Annotated in this window: 15 protein-coding genes; all 15 read right to left on the bottom strand. The window is 46.7% G+C overall.

The annotated features are described in order from the left end of the window. Positions 1-23: 23 nt before the first annotated feature. Positions 24-659: a flagellar hook assembly protein FlgD gene (flgD, locus tag K6T23_RS10055; protein ID WP_238284254.1), complete on the bottom strand. Its 636-nt coding sequence runs from the start codon at positions 657-659 to the stop codon at positions 24-26. Continuing rightward, positions 656-1831 carry a flagellar hook-length control protein FliK gene (locus K6T23_RS10050; protein ID WP_238284253.1) on the bottom strand — a complete coding sequence of 392 codons (1176 nt, stop codon included), beginning with the start codon at positions 1829-1831 and terminating at the stop codon, positions 656-658. The genes flgD and K6T23_RS10050 overlap by 4 nt, the downstream gene beginning before the upstream one ends. Further along, a complete protein-coding gene (locus K6T23_RS10045) occupies positions 1828-2418 on the bottom strand; it encodes a MotE family protein (RefSeq protein ID WP_056537179.1) in 591 nt (196 codons plus the stop codon). The genes K6T23_RS10050 and K6T23_RS10045 overlap by 4 nt, the downstream gene beginning before the upstream one ends. A gap of 6 nt (positions 2419-2424) precedes the next feature. Further along, positions 2425-2883 carry a flagellar export protein FliJ gene (gene fliJ, locus K6T23_RS10040; RefSeq protein ID WP_337946936.1) on the bottom strand — a complete coding sequence of 153 codons (459 nt, stop codon included), beginning with the start codon at positions 2881-2883 and terminating at the stop codon, positions 2425-2427. Beyond that, positions 2876-4195: a flagellar protein export ATPase FliI gene (gene fliI, locus K6T23_RS10035; RefSeq protein ID WP_238284252.1), complete on the bottom strand. Its 1320-nt coding sequence runs from the start codon at positions 4193-4195 to the stop codon at positions 2876-2878. Before fliI ends, fliJ begins: the two co-directional genes overlap by 8 nt. Then, positions 4192-4929 carry a flagellar assembly protein FliH gene (fliH, locus tag K6T23_RS10030; protein WP_056537194.1) on the bottom strand — a complete coding sequence of 246 codons (738 nt, stop codon included), beginning with the start codon at positions 4927-4929 and terminating at the stop codon, positions 4192-4194. The genes fliI and fliH overlap by 4 nt, the downstream gene beginning before the upstream one ends. Further along, a complete protein-coding gene (fliG, locus tag K6T23_RS10025; protein WP_053427301.1) occupies positions 4922-5932 on the bottom strand; it encodes a flagellar motor switch protein FliG in 1011 nt (336 codons plus the stop codon). The genes fliH and fliG overlap by 8 nt, the downstream gene beginning before the upstream one ends. A gap of 10 nt (positions 5933-5942) precedes the next feature. Continuing rightward, a complete protein-coding gene (fliF, locus tag K6T23_RS10020; protein WP_056537200.1) occupies positions 5943-7538 on the bottom strand; it encodes a flagellar basal-body MS-ring/collar protein FliF in 1596 nt (531 codons plus the stop codon). Positions 7539-7568: 30 nt separating this feature from the next. Next, a complete protein-coding gene (fliE, locus tag K6T23_RS10015) occupies positions 7569-7829 on the bottom strand; it encodes a flagellar hook-basal body complex protein FliE (protein WP_048004520.1) in 261 nt (86 codons plus the stop codon). Positions 7830-7882: 53 nt separating this feature from the next. Next, positions 7883-8338 (bottom strand): flagellar basal body rod protein FlgC, encoded by a 456-nt coding sequence (gene flgC / locus K6T23_RS10010; RefSeq protein ID WP_056537203.1) that lies wholly within the window; start codon positions 8336-8338, stop codon positions 7883-7885. A gap of 2 nt (positions 8339-8340) precedes the next feature. Then, on the bottom strand, positions 8341-8730 hold the full coding sequence (gene flgB, locus K6T23_RS10005) for a flagellar basal body rod protein FlgB (RefSeq protein WP_056537206.1): 390 nt from the start codon (positions 8728-8730) through the stop codon (positions 8341-8343). Between the two features lie 589 nt (positions 8731-9319). Then, positions 9320-10099 carry a GTP-sensing pleiotropic transcriptional regulator CodY gene (codY, locus tag K6T23_RS10000; RefSeq protein ID WP_048004060.1) on the bottom strand — a complete coding sequence of 260 codons (780 nt, stop codon included), beginning with the start codon at positions 10097-10099 and terminating at the stop codon, positions 9320-9322. 93 nt (positions 10100-10192) lie between these two features. Beyond that, complete coding sequence (hslU, locus tag K6T23_RS09995; protein ID WP_056537207.1) at positions 10193-11602, bottom strand: ATP-dependent protease ATPase subunit HslU; 1410 nt, start codon at positions 11600-11602, stop codon at positions 10193-10195. Between the two features lie 37 nt (positions 11603-11639). After that, positions 11640-12182: an ATP-dependent protease subunit HslV gene (gene hslV, locus K6T23_RS09990; protein WP_053427813.1), complete on the bottom strand. Its 543-nt coding sequence runs from the start codon at positions 12180-12182 to the stop codon at positions 11640-11642. 20 nt (positions 12183-12202) lie between these two features. After that, complete coding sequence (gene xerC / locus K6T23_RS09985; protein WP_238284251.1) at positions 12203-13096, bottom strand: tyrosine recombinase XerC; 894 nt, start codon at positions 13094-13096, stop codon at positions 12203-12205. Positions 13097-13381: the final 285 nt, after the last annotated feature.

Below are 13381 nucleotides of genomic sequence, written 5' to 3'. Positions count from 1 at the left end.
TTTTTCCCCTCTCTTTTTCTCTCTTAGGCTTTAGGCGTCTCGATTGCCGTCAAATCGCCTGACTTGATCTTCTCTCCGGAGGCCAAATGGATCCAGATGGCCGAATCTTTCTTGGAAACGGACTGGACGACTCCTTGTTTGACCTCTTCACCGTCCTGCCAGGATACCAATTTGCCGATCAGCATCGTAGCATTTACTAGCGTGGTATCACCTGGTGCAGTCTGATTCACCTGTGAGATATTGGCCGGCGTCAGGATACTATCGTCTTCCATGATGAATTCAACCGATTGGTTCTTGAAACGCACTCCCTTGATGATTCCATCCCCCTGCTCGATGGACGCAGCTTCTCCTTCACCTGAAAGCTTGTGCCAGGTGACATGCTTCCCGACGAATGAATTATAGGAAATCAAGCGGCTCTGAGCCTCTGCTTCCACAAACCCTTCCATCGTCTTATTCAGATTGGTCATTTGCTCTAGAGAAGAGAAAGTGGCCATCTGAGCAATGAAATCTTTATCCTGCATAGGATTCATGGGATCCTGATTCTGAAGCTGGGTCATCAGGATTTTGAGAAAGTCATCTTTGCCGAGGATATCATTCGCTCCGGAACGTTTCTCCGGTTGAAGATTTGAGTAAAGTAGACCGGGATCGATTTTCGTCATGTTATCACCTGTTCATTCTTTATGAGTAACTCCTTGAAATCCGTGTCTATATCTGCATCTTGTTCCCTATCGTGTCCGCCTTGTTTTTGACCATGTTCTTTGGGCTGCTGGTGTGATTGACCCTTGAACGCCCTTTCAGGATCGCTCAGACTCTGTGACACTTCGATTTTATCGACTTGGATATTTTGAGAGTGAAAAGCCTGCTTCAATCCTTGCAGATGGGAATCAAGCATTTCCTTTGCCGATGCCGAAGATGCCAAGATCTTTGCTGTCATCACACCGTTTTGCTGAAGCAGCTCGATCCTGACGGAACCCAAATGCTCGGGGTAAAGCTTGATGAACAGCTTGCTCATCGAGCCCATGGAAGAAAACTGTGACTTGCCTAACAGGCTCTGAAACTGCTGAACCACACTCTCAGGCTGTTCGGGTTTTATGAATAAACTCGCTTTCACTGTGGCTGTGGATATACCTTGTGAAGAAGTGGCAGGTTGAAAAGCATTCAAACCGGCCGGCACATCTCGTGATACCTTGTCTCCCTGGTTCCCGGCCTTCAGTTCGGGTTCTTTCCGAGTTACCGCTTGACCTGTTCCTTCTATCCTGATCAGAAGCTCCTTGAGCGCCTCTTTGATCTGGGCCGATTCAAACGTGTCATTCCACTCTGATTTACCCGAAGCGCTCAAAAGCTGCATTGCCCGGATCAGTTTGACTGCCTGTTCAAGTGGCTGAGACTTGATGTCCGAGGGAAGCTCCTTCGAAAGATGCAGGATTCCGGCTACGAGCTCTTGAAGATCATCAGGGGGTTCGACACTGCCTGAGGTGATGTGCATCTCTTTCAGCAGTGCAGCATGAAAGGCCTGGAGAGCTTCCACATCGATTCCAAGAAGCTCTGCCATGTCTTCCATCGTCACCTCTTCACCATCTGACTGTGCATCCAACTCTCCTTCAGGTACTCCGAGTCCCGACAGGCTATCTGATTGAAGGAGAAGTTCAAGGTTCTGCAGGAGTGAAGGCTGTTCAGCTTCGTCGGGCTTAGCTCCACCAACCTGCACTTGTCCCAGGAAGCCCAGAAGCTGAGAAGTGAAGAGCGCATCCCCACCTGCTTCTACTCCAGGAGCTTCGGAGGAAGCTGATAGGGCACCTAGCTGATTCATCAATGGAGTGATTTGCATCATTGGCTCGCTCCTTCTTCCGCAGTGATCAAGGCCGTATATTTTGCTGCATCAGCCGGGGGCATTTTTTCAAGGATGGATGCCAATGTCGCCGGCTTGACGCTAGACAGAATCCTGACGGCATCATCATCTTTTAAATTCAGGATGACCGGTGCCGCATTTTTTGCCGACATTGCTTCATAGGTAGAGATGATCTCTTTAAAGGAACGCTTGCTTTCTTCTCCCGTTTGACGGAGTTCCTCCATTTCGGAAGCTTGTTGCTCAAAGGATGCATTCAGCCCGTCCGCTTCTTTCGTTTTCTGCTCCAGGGAAGAGTTCAACTGAGCGATTTCAGCTTTTTGATCTTCTATTACCACCTTGAGGGCATTCGTATCTTCTTTCTCAGTATCAGCGGATGCTGGTTCCTTATCGTTGGTAAACGGAAGATGAACTCCCAGTGATTGTGCTTTTTCGAATACGTTTGTTCCCGTTGCCGTCAATACCACCAGCGTCACGACAATGATGAACAGGATCGGGATCAGGACGATGAATACAAATTTCTGGAATCGTCCGTGAGGCTGTGGGTTGTCGATTTCTTTTGATTTAGCCATTTTTCGTCACCTGACTTCCTGTTTCATGTACTGGGTCACGGAAACTTCGTCCAGCTGCTTATTTTCTTCCGCCTGAAGACGCCCCAAGAAGGCTTTGAAATCCTTTTCTTTCAATCTTTCATACTTCTTAACTTCCATATTCATCTCGATCATTTTTTCTTCATACCAGTTCATCCGGTTCCTGGCCTGGACCACGAGGTTCTGAAAGTAAGAAATGCTCTTCTCGAGATTCGTGATGAACTGCTGGTGATGCCTGATGTCGAGGATCGATAACCCTGTTGAAAGCTTCTCTACCTGCATGGCCTCCAGGGTTTCTTTCTTCTTCAACGCCCCATATAATTGTTCCGCAGCTTCTTGGAATTTTGACACACTGGATTTGTACTGCTCCTGCATGTCTTCTTTTTCCTGCTCCTTTAAAGTAAGGATCCGCTCGAATCGATATTCATAGGTCATTCTTTCATTCACCCGTTTCCGCCAGTTGTATTAGCTCTTCCACACTTTCCTTGAAAGAGCGCTTCTCCATGACATCCTGTTTCAAATAAGAAATGATGTTCGGATAATAGTCGATCGCTTCATCCACTTCTTTGGACGAGCCTTTTTTGTATGCTCCGATTTGAATGAGGTCTTCCGATTTCAAATACGTACTAAGAAGTTCCCTAATACGGGTTGCAGCTTGTTTATGTGAGGGATCGGTAAGATGATTCATCAATCTGCTGACGCTTTTCAGAAGATTGATGGCTGGGTACTGCCCCCTATTGGCAATGTCCCGATCAAGGACGATATGTCCGTCCAAGATCCCCCTCACCGTGTCGGAGATCGGCTCGTTGAGGTCATCTCCGTCCACCAGTACGGTGTAAAAAGCCGTGATGCTTCCGTTTCTATTGGTCCCGGTCCGCTCCAAAAGTTTTGGAAGGATGGCAAATACAGAAGGGGTGTATCCTTTTGTCGTGGGTGGTTCTCCCACGGCAAGGCCGATTTCACGCTGTGCCATCGCCACCCTTGTGGCGGAGTCCATCATCAACATCACATTCATCCCCTTATCACGAAAATATTCCGCGATGGCCGTAGCCGTAAAGGCACCTTTGATCCTTTTAAGGGCGGGCTGATCCGAAGTAGCTGCTACGACGATGGTCCGCTTCAGACCTTCCTCGCCAAGGTCTCTCTCAATGAATTCCCTCACCTCTCTGCCTCGCTCCCCGACGAGGGCGATGACGTTCAGGTCAGCTTTCGTATTCCGGGCAATCATTCCTAGCAAGGTGCTTTTCCCAACCCCGCTCCCAGCAAAAATACCGATCCTTTGTCCTTTCCCAACCGTAAGCATACTGTCGATCGCTTTGACGCCGACTTCCATTACTTCATCGATTGGGGGACGGGACAGGGGATTAGGGGAATCTTTTTCTGTATGGACCGAACTCAGTCCATATGGGAGGGTGCTGCCGTCGAGGGGATTTCCAAGGGAGTCGATCACCTTCCCGATCAAGGAAGGGCCGACCTTGATTTCAAGTGGCTTTTCGGTGGCTTCCACTAGGCTACCCGGGGCGATATCCTGCATACTCGTGTACGGCATCAAAATGACCAGTTCCCCATTGAATCCGACCACTTCCGCCGGGATGATCTTCTCTTTCCCCCTGCTTTTCATATGGATATGGCATACTTCTCCCACGGAGCTTTCGGGTCCTTGTGATTCAATCATCAATCCTACAACCCGATGGACTTTTCCGTATTTTTTGAATGTCGGCGTCTTCGGGATGAAATCGAGAAGTTCACTTGCTTTCATCCTTCCTCCTCCATCCGCTCGAGAAGCTTCCTTTTCAACTCTTCAAGCTGGGAATCAACGGAAAGAACGATTCTACCCTGCTTGGTTTCCATGTAACACTCCAATGGATCGAGATCATCGTTTGCATAAACGAATAATTGCACGTCTGCCGGAAACATCGCTTCCAGTTCACTTTTATGCTCCATGAGAAGGTGGTGCCTGGATGGATGGATATGAATTCGCACTTCAGGAAGATCCCTGACTTCCTTCAGCCCCCTCTGAAGGATAGGGATGAAACGCTCTTCGTCTTCCAGTTCCTGATGGAGGATTGTCTCTGCACTACGGACAGCGAGGGAGAGGATGACCTTCTCAGCACGCTCGATGTAAGAGTAATAGTGTTCTCGGTTTTCCTCGACAATGCGGTTCGCTTCTTCGATGATTCCAGTGTAAGCACTGTAACCAGACTGTTTCCCTTCCTGCTCCCCCAGCAAGTAGCCTTCGTTATATGCTTCTTCCATCAGTCGTTCCCTTTCCTTTTCCCATTCGCTTCTCGCCGTCTGAATCGATTCTTGGGTCCGTTGATGTTCACGACGTGCGTTTTCAAGGACACGGTCTGCTTTGATTCTCGCATTCTCCAGGATGGCATCGGTATCAGCACTGTGTTCTTGACTATCACCAACCCGTGAAAGGAGGATTCTTCTCGGTTCGATGATCTTACTGCCAAGCTCAGAGACATTTTTGATGATCTTAGACAATGATATCGTCTCCCCCGCCTCTGGCGATGATGATTTCTCCCGAGTCCTCGAGTCGTCTGATAATGGATACGATCCTTGATTGAGCTTCTTCTACATCTTTCAAACGAACTGGTCCCATGAATTCCATCTCTTCTTTGATTGTTTCGACCATACGACTCGACATATTCTTGAACACCACATTCTTCACATCATCAGCCGAGACTTTAAGGGCAAGAAGAAGGTCTTCATTTTCACAATCCCTTATGACGCGTTGGATGGAGCGGCTGTCAAGGGTGACGATATCTTCAAAGACGAACATCCGCTTCTTGATTTCTTCAGCCAACTCCGGATCTTGTATTTCCAGTGAATCGAGGATCGTTTTTTCCGTGGCACGATCTACTCCGTTCAACACTTCCACTACTGCCTCGACTCCGCCTGTCTGCGTATAATCCTGTGTGACTGTAGCCGATAGTTTTTTCTCGAGAATGGCTTCCACTTCACTGATCACTTCAGGGGAGGTCCCATCCATCAGGGCGATCCTGCGCGCAATATCCGCTTGTACCTCTTGAGGAAGTTCAGATAGGATCTGACCTGCCTGCTGCGGGTCAAGATAGGAAAGAATGAGTGCAATCGTCTGTGGATGTTCATTCTGGATAAAATTCAGTATTTGCGCAGCATCGGCCTTCCGTGCAAAATCGAATGGCCTGACTTGTAGGGAAGACGTTAGGCGATTGATGATGGCCGTCGCTTGATCAGCCCCCAACGCCTTTTCTAAAACGGTCTTCGCATATCCTATACCGCCCTGAGAGATATAATCCTGTGCCATGGCGATATGATGGAACTCTTCCATGATCCCTTCCTTTGCTTCGGTCTCCACCTTTTTCACACCGGAGATCTCAAGGGTCAGCTTTTCAATTTCTTCCTCTGACAGATGCTTGTACACCGATGCCGATACATCCGGCCCAAGGGAGATCAGGAGAATTGCTGCTTTTTGCTTACCTGTTAGTCCTTTTTCTCTTCTCATACCGATCCCCCTATTCTTCCGCTAGCCACGTGCGCAGTAATTTTGCAAATTCTTCAGGTTTATCCTTGGCCATCTTTTCAAGTTGTTTCCTCCTGATGGTGGCCTCTGTTTCCTGTTTAGGCTCTATATCAGGGATGGGTGCGAGCTCCACTTTCTCTTCTACGATCAGCTCTTCCACTTCTTCTTCGTTTTTCCTTGAACGAATGATCATGATGACGAGGAGAATGATCACTAAGAGAAGCACCCCTCCGACTGCATAAATCCACCAAGGTAGGCCAGTGGTTTTCTCGTCGTCCATCTCCACCTTGCCGTTGAAGGGCTGGACAGAAACGACGACCTTGTCACTCAGTTCCTGATCCGTAAGGTCTGGAACTTCATCTTTGTCGATGGACGTGCGGATGATCGTTGAGAGAACCTGCTGAATGTCGTCCACCCGTGATTGCGGAAGTGAGTTCAAGTTATCGGGCTCGGGTGGTTCGACCATGACTTGGATTCCGATATCCCTTACCTTATAGGGACTCTCGGTAATTTCTTTCTTGATTCTGTTCACTTCGTTATTGATGGTTTCTTCCATTTTTTCGTAGTCACCATTGGACTCGCTACCAGCTCCATATGTGACACCGCTGTTGGTCGGTTCATTGCCGTCACCCGCACCAGGTGTCCCCCCGTCGGCTGCGCCTTCACCGGAGTATGTTTCATTGATCCGCTGTGCACTAACTGCAATTCCTTCCATATTTTCTTCATCTACCGGAGTTACGAGGTTTTCTTCCCTATTTTCCTGGGTAAAGTCAATATCAGTTGTAACGGAAACGACGACCTTATTGAAGCCGATCATCGTGCCAAGCATATTCTGGACCTGGCGCTGAAGATCACGCTCCACTTCCTTTTTGATCTCCATCTGGCCGGCGACTGCATTGCTACCTGCATTTTGTGAATCAAGATCAAAGTACTCGAAATTTTGATTCATGATCACGATATTGTCTGTAGGAAGTTTGGGTACGCTTTTTGAAACCAAATGATAAAGGGATTTGATCTGTCTCTGGTCCATCGTGAATCCTGGGTTGGTATTCAATACGATGGATGCAGAGCCCTGCTGATTTTCATCGCTCACGAATACCTGCTCGGCCGGCATGTTGATCATGACCTTTGCATCTTTCACCCCGTCGATGCTTTTCATTAGATCCGCCAGTTCGGTCTGCATGGCATCCAGTTTCAATACATTGAATTCATTATCCGTCATTCCGAAACCGGCGTTTTGACTAAAGAAGGAATAATCGATGCTTCCTGAATTGGGGATCCCCTCTGCGGCAAGCTCCACCTTCAATGTGTCCACCTGTTCCTTCGGGACCATGATCGTCGTTCCACCGTCTGAAATTTCCGAAGTGATTCCCCGCCCGTCAAGGTTTTCCTTGATCGTACCCGTTTCGGACACAGAGAGATTGCTGTATAAAGGCACCAGATCTGTTCTGGTGGCAAAGAAACTGATGATAGCGATCAAGATGAGGATAAGCAGTAGACCGATCCCCATCCCGGCTTTTTGTTTTCGGGAACGACTGCCCCAAAACGTTTTTATCTGATCTTTATATTTCGTAAGCGATTCATTCATTACAATCCTCCGGTACTATAGCCAATCTACTTACATTGGCATTCTCATGATTTCCTGATAGGCTTCAATCACTTTGTTTCTCACTTCCATGGTAGTCTGCATGGTGATGCTGGCTTTTTGGGATGCAATCATGACGGAATGCAGGTCCACATTTTCCCCCATCACCAATTTTTTGGTCATTTCATCGGATTGAAGCTGGCTCTTGTTCACTTCATCGATCGTATCCTTCAGTAACTTGCCGAACCCCGCTTCTCCGGTTTTCGTTTCATTTATCTTGACTGACGGTATCATCATACCGCCTTGTACAGAATTGACTCCTGAGATCGCCAAGTGCTTCCCCTCCTTTATTTACCTATTTCAAGTGCCTTTGACAGCATGGATTTATTGGCATTGAACACCGTTACATTCGCTTCATAAGAGCGAGTAGCCGAGATGAGATCGACCATTTCACGCAAAGGGTCGACATTCGGCAGCCTTACATACCCTTCAGCATCGGCGTCCGGATTTTCCGGGTCATACTGCATCTTATAGGGCGTTTGCGTGTCTTCTTCAATTCTCGAGACCTGAACACCGCTTCCAGGAGAATCCGTCTTGCCCATCGCCTGGTTCAAGAATGACGTGAACCCTCCACCTTTACTTTCCATCACGACGCTCTTGCGCGTATAGGGTTGCCACACTCCATCTACCATCTTTCCTCTGGTAGTATCAACATTGGCCATATTGGACGAAATCGTATCCATCCTGAGCCTCTGGGCAGTAAGGGCAGAGGCCGTGGTGTTCATCCCTGCAAAAATGGTCATGCTCATTTCCCTCCTTTAATTACTGACTGGAGGCTGTTGAATTTACCGCTCAGTCTATCTGTCACGGCATTATAATAGATTTGATTGGAAGCAAGGTCTGACATTTCCCGATCCAAGTCGACCCCGTTCCCGTTATGATTGTATTCATTGGGTTGTTTGATTGAAATTCGACTGCTAGAGGGCTGTGATTGGAAGGCGAAGTGCCTGGAGTCCGTCCTTGTTGCTTCTAAGGCATTCATTGAATCCTGAAGCACTTGACTGAACTCTGCTTTTTTCGCTTTATAATTCGGGGTATCCACGTTGGCGATGTTTTGCGATATGGTCCGCTGATTAAGCGAAGCATAGTCAAGGCCCCGTTCAAGAACTGAAAATGTATTGGAAAAAATGTTCACTATATCCACCTCTAACTAGTTATTTTACAAATTACTACTTAGTTTGACATATTTATCATGCAACAGTATTTATTGTAATGTTTCACTCGAGTAGTGTCTATGAAATTTCCGTAAAAATGATAGAACTTTGTCGATAATTGAAAAAATATGACTTATATACTATGTAAAATCCTTTTGTTCCCATCGTATCCACTTGGAAAATCAGCTCATCAGTACAAAAAAAGTTCCCTCACTCCTTATTACACGTGGTTTTATGTTAGTAAATGCTCTCTATGTCATGCCATTAAATGTAATTTTATAGCTTTCACAGTCGAATGCCGTCGTACAAGGAATTAATTTAATTGTACTATTCAACAAATGTTTAACAAGGGCTAAAGATTCACCTCGTCTAGTACTTTTGCTTTATTTTAGAGAACTGATATTTGATTTCCGTATGGTTTTACAAAGAAGAATCTGAATAAACGCTGTCATAATAGTCATATTCCTGATAAATCTCATAAATAGTTTTTTAAGCATATAATAGGTGTACCCAACGCAAAAAACCCCATCACCGGATAACGATGATGGGGTTTTAGTAATTGCGGAACTATTAATTGGTACGAAGCTTATCCAATTCCACGAGGAATTTGTTGTTCAGCACTTTGATGTACGTTCCCTTCATACCAAGGGAACGTGACTCGATCACACCGGCACTTTCAAGCTTACGGAGTGCATTGACAATGACTGAGCGGGTAATCCCTACACGATCGGCAATTTTGGATGCTACAAGCAATCCTTCGTTGCCATCAAGTTCTTCGAAAATGTGCTCGATTGCTTCCAACTCACTATAGGAGAGGGAGCTGATGGCCATTTGAACAACCGCTTTGCTTCGGGCTTCTACTTCGATCTCATCTGCTTTCTCACGAAGGATTTCCATCCCTACGACCGTTGCACCATATTCTCCGAGAATGAGGTCATCGTCTTCGAATGAAGCCTCCAAGCGGGCTAGGATCAGTGTCCCAAGACGCTCTCCTCCACCGATGATCGGGACGATCGTTGTAAGACCGCTATTGAACAATTCTTTGTTCTCTACTGGGAACGCAGTATATTCACTGTTCACATCTAAGTTTGGAGATGTTTCCTGGACATTGAAGAGGTTTTGAGTATACTCTTCAGGGAATTGTCTGTCTGCAAGCATCTGCTTCATGCGTTCATTTTCGATTTGTTGGTTGATTGCATAGCCAAGAAGTTTCCCTCTTCTGCTTACAACGAAGACATTCGCTTCGATGACCTGGCTCAATGTTTCGGACATTTCTTTAAAGTTAACTGGTTTACCCGCTGCATTTTGCAGCATGGCATTAATGGTTCTTGTTTTCGCTAGTAAATTCATACTATTTCCTCCTACTACGGCTAAAGTGTTTCTTCTTCAATATATAATGGAATGAATTCATGTTTCTTTACCCACATTCACACTAAAAAAAACTTATAGTATAAATTGGCTGAGGTCTTTATCCTTTGCGATGGCTTTCAGTTTTTCGTCGACGTAGCCCGGAGTGATCGAAACGGTTCCCATCGAAATATCAGGGGCTTCGAACGACAGATCTTCGAGAAGTTTCTCCATGATGGTATGAAGCCTCCTTGCACCGATATTGTCTGTTTCCTGATTCACGTCATAGGCGATTTCGGCGAGTCTACGAATAGCATCGTCAGAAAATTCGATTTGTATACCTTCTGTTTCCAGCAACGCAATATATTGCTTGATGATTGCATTATCAGGTTCAACCAGGATCTTCACGAAGTCATCCGTGGACAGCTTTTGAAGTTCCACCCTGATCGGGAAACGTCCCTGAAGTTCGGGGATGAGATCAGACGGCTTACTCATATGGAAAGCACCCGCTGCGATGAATAGGACATGGTCCGTTTTCACGGAGCCATACTTGGTAACGATCGTGGAGCCCTCGACGATCGGCAGGATATCACGTTGTACGCCTTCTCTCGATACATCTGCTGAAGACTGACCGGAACCCTTGCTCGCGATCTTATCGATCTCATCGATGAAGATGATACCCGACTGCTCTGCCCTTAGGACGGCATCCTGCGTCACCTCATCCATATCGATCAGTTTCTGGGCCTCTTCACTCGTCAATACGGCACGTGCTTCCTTCACCTTGAGCTTCCTCTTTTTCTTCTTTTTAGGAACAAGATTGCTCAAGGCATCCTGCATGTTCATCCCCATCTGTTCCATTCCGGAACCTTGCAGCATATCGAACATGGATGCCTGTTGTTCTTCCACCTCAATGGTGACATACTCTTCTTCGAGTTCACCGTTGCGAAGCTTTTCCTCAATGACCTTCCGTTTTTCCTGGAGGGACATCTCTTCCTGCTTTTCCTGATCATCATCAGACGGCTGGGCTTGGTTCCCTCCAAAGATCATTTCGAAGGGATTTTTATAGGATGAAGATTTTTTCTTTGAAGGAACGACCAGCTCGACGAGGCGTTGATCAGCGTTTTTCCTCGCTGCCTCCTGCACGCCTGCCATCTTCTCTTCCTTCACGAGACGCACCGACGTTTCCACCAGGTCCCTGACCATTGATTCAACATCTCGTCCTACATACCCAACTTCAGTGAATTTTGTTGCTTCCACCTTAATAAAAGGTGCACGAACCAGCTTGGCGATCCTTCTGGCAATCTCGGTTTTCCCGACTCCGGTAGGGCCCATCATCAGGATATTCTTCGGGATCACTTCGTCCTTCAGTTCATCTGAGAGAAGACTTCTCCGGTATCTGTTGCGAAGAGCGACTGCTACAGCCCTCTTGGCATCTTTCTGACCGATGATGAATTGGTCGAGACGCTCAACGATTTGCCTCGGCGTTAAATGTTCCGAATTCTTCATTCTCTACACACTCCTTTGCCCCATACGGGAATCTATATCAAAGCTCTTCAACGATGATTTGACTATTCGTATAAACGCAAATTTCAGATGCAATATTCAGAGATGACCGGGCAATTTCCTTTGCCGTCAGGTGCTCACCGGCATACTGCTTCAGTGCGCGTCCAGCGGAAAGGGCGTAATTGCCCCCTGATCCGATGGCAAGGATCCCGTCATCCGGTTCAATGACTTCCCCAGTTCCTGATATCAACAATAGGTGTTCCTGATCCATCACGATAAGCATGGCCTCTAGCTTTCTCAGGATTTTGTCGCTCCTCCATTGCTTTGCAAGTTCAACGGCAGCCCTGGGGAGATTTCCGTTAAACTCCTGAAGCTTTCCTTCGAACATTTCAGAAAGGGTGAATGCATCGGCAACCGATCCGGCGAATCCAGCAAGAACCTTACCATTGAAAAGCTTCCTTACTTTCCTGGCCGTATGTTTCATGACGACTGCATTACCGAATGTCACCTGACCGTCACCGCTCATGGCACATTGACCGTTATGTTGAACGGCGAATATCGTTGTTGCATGAAATTGTTCCATCCTACTCATTCCCTTCTCCATTATGCACGTGGATGATGCGCGAGGTATGACTTCCTCAATTGGTCCTTCGATACATGCGTATACACCTGGGTGGAAGAAAGAGAGGCATGCCCAAGGAGATCCTGCACAGCCCTCAGATCCGCACCGTTGTTCAATAAATGCGTGGCGAATGTGTGCCTGAGCATATGAGGGTGAATCTTCCTTGTCAGGGAGGCTTTGTCGATCAGCTTGGTCAGGATCAGTCTGATCCCCCTTTGAGTCAGGGGACCGCCCCGATGATTCAGGAAGAGATGTTTCTCTGACGCATGTTTGGTCAAAGTCGTCCTCGAACGGTTTATGTATTCCTCCAGTGCGTCATGGGCAAAACTACCGAACGGCACATACCTCTCCTTTCCCCCTTTCCCTTGGACCAAGAGGATCGACAAGGAGAAATCCAGATCATCCAGCGTAAGACCCGAGCATTCACTTACCCTCATGCCCGTTGCGTACAGAAGCTCGAATAATGCCCTGTTCCTGATTTCGAGCGGAGTGGAATCCCCACAGGCATCAAGGAGTGCTTGTATTTCTTCTTCATAAAAAAACTTCGGCAGCCTTTGCTCCCGCTTTGGAAGGTTCACATAAGAAAATGGATTTTCCAGGATACGGGCCTCCCTGTTCAAGAAACGATAAAAGCTTCTTATGCTCGATACTTTCCTCGCGACAGAAGCTCTCTTCAAACCTTGATCATGGAGTTTGGTCAAAAACAGCCTTGCATCAGAATACTCGACATCTTTCAAAGAACCTATACCCTGCTCTTTCATAAATACGTAAAACTCTTCAATATCATGACGATAATGTTCAAATGTATAAGAAGAATAATGCTTCTCTATTTTCAGATAATCGATAAAGGATTGTAGTGAATGTTCTTCATTCATTCGTTAAACACCTCACAAGGGCTACTAAATAGTAACACAACCCCATGGGGCTTGCAATTCATTTCACCCTTTTTTCACAAAGTTCTGAATTGTTTATCCCAACGGGCCACCTTTTCACATCCAACCCCTTAAAACAGGGTCCACGGGCTGGTCGTCTACCATGAAGAATTGTACACCAATTGCGTAAAATAAAAAAGTTTTAAGTATTTTGTAAATTTATGTATAAGGTGGAAACAACAAAAGAACTGACCTGAAATGGCATTGAGCTTTCAGGACAGTCCCTTG

Origin of the sequence: Rossellomorea marisflavi (assembly GCF_022170785.1) — a bacterium.
Lineage (GTDB): Bacteria > Bacillota > Bacilli > Bacillales > Bacillaceae_B > Rossellomorea > Rossellomorea marisflavi_B.
Note: the sequence above shows the minus strand (reverse complement) of the source record. Positions and strands in the feature narration are given on the sequence as shown.

Coding starts and splice junctions, on each gene's coding strand:
- flgD (WP_238284254.1), bottom strand. CDS start 659: ATGACGAAAATCGATCCCGGTCTACTTTACTCAAATCTTCAACCGGAG.
- K6T23_RS10050 (WP_238284253.1), bottom strand. CDS start 1,831: ATGATGCAAATCACTCCATTGATGAATCAGCTAGGTGCCCTATCAGCT.
- K6T23_RS10045 (WP_056537179.1), bottom strand. CDS start 2,418: ATGGCTAAATCAAAAGAAATCGACAACCCACAGCCTCACGGACGATTC.
- fliI (WP_238284252.1), bottom strand. CDS start 4,195: ATGAAAGCAAGTGAACTTCTCGATTTCATCCCGAAGACGCCGACATTC.
- fliG (WP_053427301.1), bottom strand. CDS start 5,932: ATGAGAAGAGAAAAAGGACTAACAGGTAAGCAAAAAGCAGCAATTCTC.
- fliF (WP_056537200.1), bottom strand. CDS start 7,538: ATGAATGAATCGCTTACGAAATATAAAGATCAGATAAAAACGTTTTGG.
- fliE (WP_048004520.1), bottom strand. CDS start 7,829: ATGATACCGTCAGTCAAGATAAATGAAACGAAAACCGGAGAAGCGGGG.
- flgC (WP_056537203.1), bottom strand. CDS start 8,338: ATGACCATTTTTGCAGGGATGAACACCACGGCCTCTGCCCTTACTGCC.
- codY (WP_048004060.1), bottom strand. CDS start 10,099: ATGAATTTACTAGCGAAAACAAGAACCATTAATGCCATGCTGCAAAAT.
- hslU (WP_056537207.1), bottom strand. CDS start 11,602: ATGAAGAATTCGGAACATTTAACGCCGAGGCAAATCGTTGAGCGTCTC.
- hslV (WP_053427813.1), bottom strand. CDS start 12,182: ATGGAACAATTTCATGCAACAACGATATTCGCCGTTCAACATAACGGT.
- xerC (WP_238284251.1), bottom strand. CDS start 13,096: ATGAATGAAGAACATTCACTACAATCCTTTATCGATTATCTGAAAATA.